This window comes from Aequorivita sinensis (assembly GCF_006346335.1).
GTDB lineage: Bacteria > Bacteroidota > Bacteroidia > Flavobacteriales > Flavobacteriaceae > Aequorivita > Aequorivita sinensis.
In genome coordinates this window covers 1-1,397 of the sequence record NZ_VDMC01000048.1, presented here as the reverse complement: position 1 = coordinate 1,397, position 1,397 = coordinate 1, and the positions used below count along the sequence as shown (strand labels likewise).

The following is a 1,397-nucleotide window of genomic DNA, read 5'->3' as shown; positions in this document are numbered from 1 at the left end:
GCATGATTATTTGTCCAACTGGAACGAAAGAAGTTACAGTCATAATCAACAATGTTGTCAATGGTATTTTAGTGTCTTCTGTTTTCATTTTTCAGCTTACGCACAACGGTTTGAATAAACGCAGTAATTTAACACAAATATAAATATGAAAACGAAACTTAGATTATTATGGTATTGGCTTGAAACAAGGTACGCAAAATTATTGCGTTTATTTGGTGTTGTGCGTAGTACGGATTGCATACCTGACGGAATGTATTGTTATGAGTACTATGAAGAACGCAACACCAAAGAGCCGACTGATGGATATTGGATTAAACCTTGCAAGTATTATAGAAGTACGCCAAAGACAAAAGGCGTTGCGTGTACCTATGTAGGATATATGGGTTTTGACCCTTGCTTATATGACCAATGTAAAATATGTGGCGTAAAAGATTCTTTTGAAAACGAAGATTAGTATTACGCACAACGTGTTTGGCTATGGTTTCGTTGCGTGAAAATCCGCGAGGATTTTCCGCCGTAAACCGGAGATAGCAAATTTGCGAGGACTTTCCGAGAGGAAAGTCAGAAGCAATGAACTATAGCCGGTGTTGCCCACAGTATTTTTAATTAAATCCATTGTTTTTTAGCTCGATAAATAACATAATCGAAAATCCAATTGCTATTAAAATTCCAATTCCGTTTAGTATTTTTTTATTCTTGATTATTAAAGTCAGAATAAAGTCAATTAGTAATGCAAAAAGTCCGATTATAAACAATCCAACCATATAGACAACTCCCCAGCCTTCTGCATAAGAAAGTGTTTTCCACTTAATGATTGTAAAAATCAAACAACAAGTCAGATAGACTAATAAATAGCCTTTGAGAAAAGTCCATTTGGTTATTTTTTTAAGCATAACTTAAATTAAAATCAATCGCAAAATGCAGAATGTAAACTATTCCGATTATGCTTATAATCCAATTATATTTTTTGGTTATCAGTCTGCTGATTAAATAACCAATAACAGTCAAAATTCCGATAAAAGGTGGATAAATTAAGGGAATAAATCCGCCGTGATTTGAGCTCGCTGGCAAGTCAGTCCGCATTGCAATAATCCACGCAATTATAGTTCCAATTAAAATTCCGAGTAAGTTGTATTTTCTGCTATCGAGAATTTTTTTCATATTGTGGGCAACGGCAGTCTGTCTCAAAACTACACTAATTTTCTTTTAAATTCAGTTTCAGGGTTAAGATTTCCGTATTTCATGAATTTTATAAAATTTCTCGGGAATGCGATTTTTAAAGCTTGCTGAGTGGATAATTGGGTTATAGCAAGCAATATAACCCCTAAAAACGAATTGAGCGCAGCGCAAACGGCCGTTATATCGAACTTTACACCGAGATTAAAGAGTCGTTTAAG

The 1,397-nt window shown here is 34.5% G+C and carries 4 protein-coding genes; 1 reads left to right on the top strand and 3 read right to left on the bottom strand.

The annotated features are described in order from the left end of the window. Positions 1–220 precede the first annotated feature (220 nt). Positions 221–454: a hypothetical protein gene (locus FHP04_RS14320; RefSeq protein ID WP_139856831.1), complete on the top strand. Its 234-nt coding sequence runs from the start codon at positions 221–223 to the stop codon at positions 452–454. Between the two features lie 148 nt (positions 455–602). On the opposite strand, the gene FHP04_RS14310 is transcribed toward FHP04_RS14320, so the two are convergent. From FHP04_RS14310 to FHP04_RS14645, 3 genes are all read right to left on the bottom strand, one after another. Continuing rightward, positions 603–893, bottom strand: coding sequence for a hypothetical protein (locus FHP04_RS14310; RefSeq protein ID WP_139856830.1), 291 nt, complete (start codon positions 891–893; stop codon positions 603–605). Beyond that, a complete protein-coding gene (locus FHP04_RS14305; protein WP_139856829.1) occupies positions 886–1,161 on the bottom strand; it encodes a hypothetical protein in 276 nt (91 codons plus the stop codon). The genes FHP04_RS14310 and FHP04_RS14305 overlap by 8 nt, the downstream gene beginning before the upstream one ends. A 29-nt stretch (positions 1,162–1,190) precedes the next feature. Further along, positions 1,191–1,397: hypothetical protein (locus FHP04_RS14645; protein WP_218937265.1), on the bottom strand; the 207-nt coding region annotated here is incomplete at its 5' end.

Excerpts from the sequence above, each read along its gene's own strand:
- FHP04_RS14310 (WP_139856830.1), bottom strand. The coding sequence starts at position 893 with ATGCTTAAAAAAATAACCAAATGGACTTTTCTCAAAGGCTATTTATTA.
- FHP04_RS14305 (WP_139856829.1), bottom strand. The coding sequence starts at position 1,161 with ATGAAAAAAATTCTCGATAGCAGAAAATACAACTTACTCGGAATTTTA.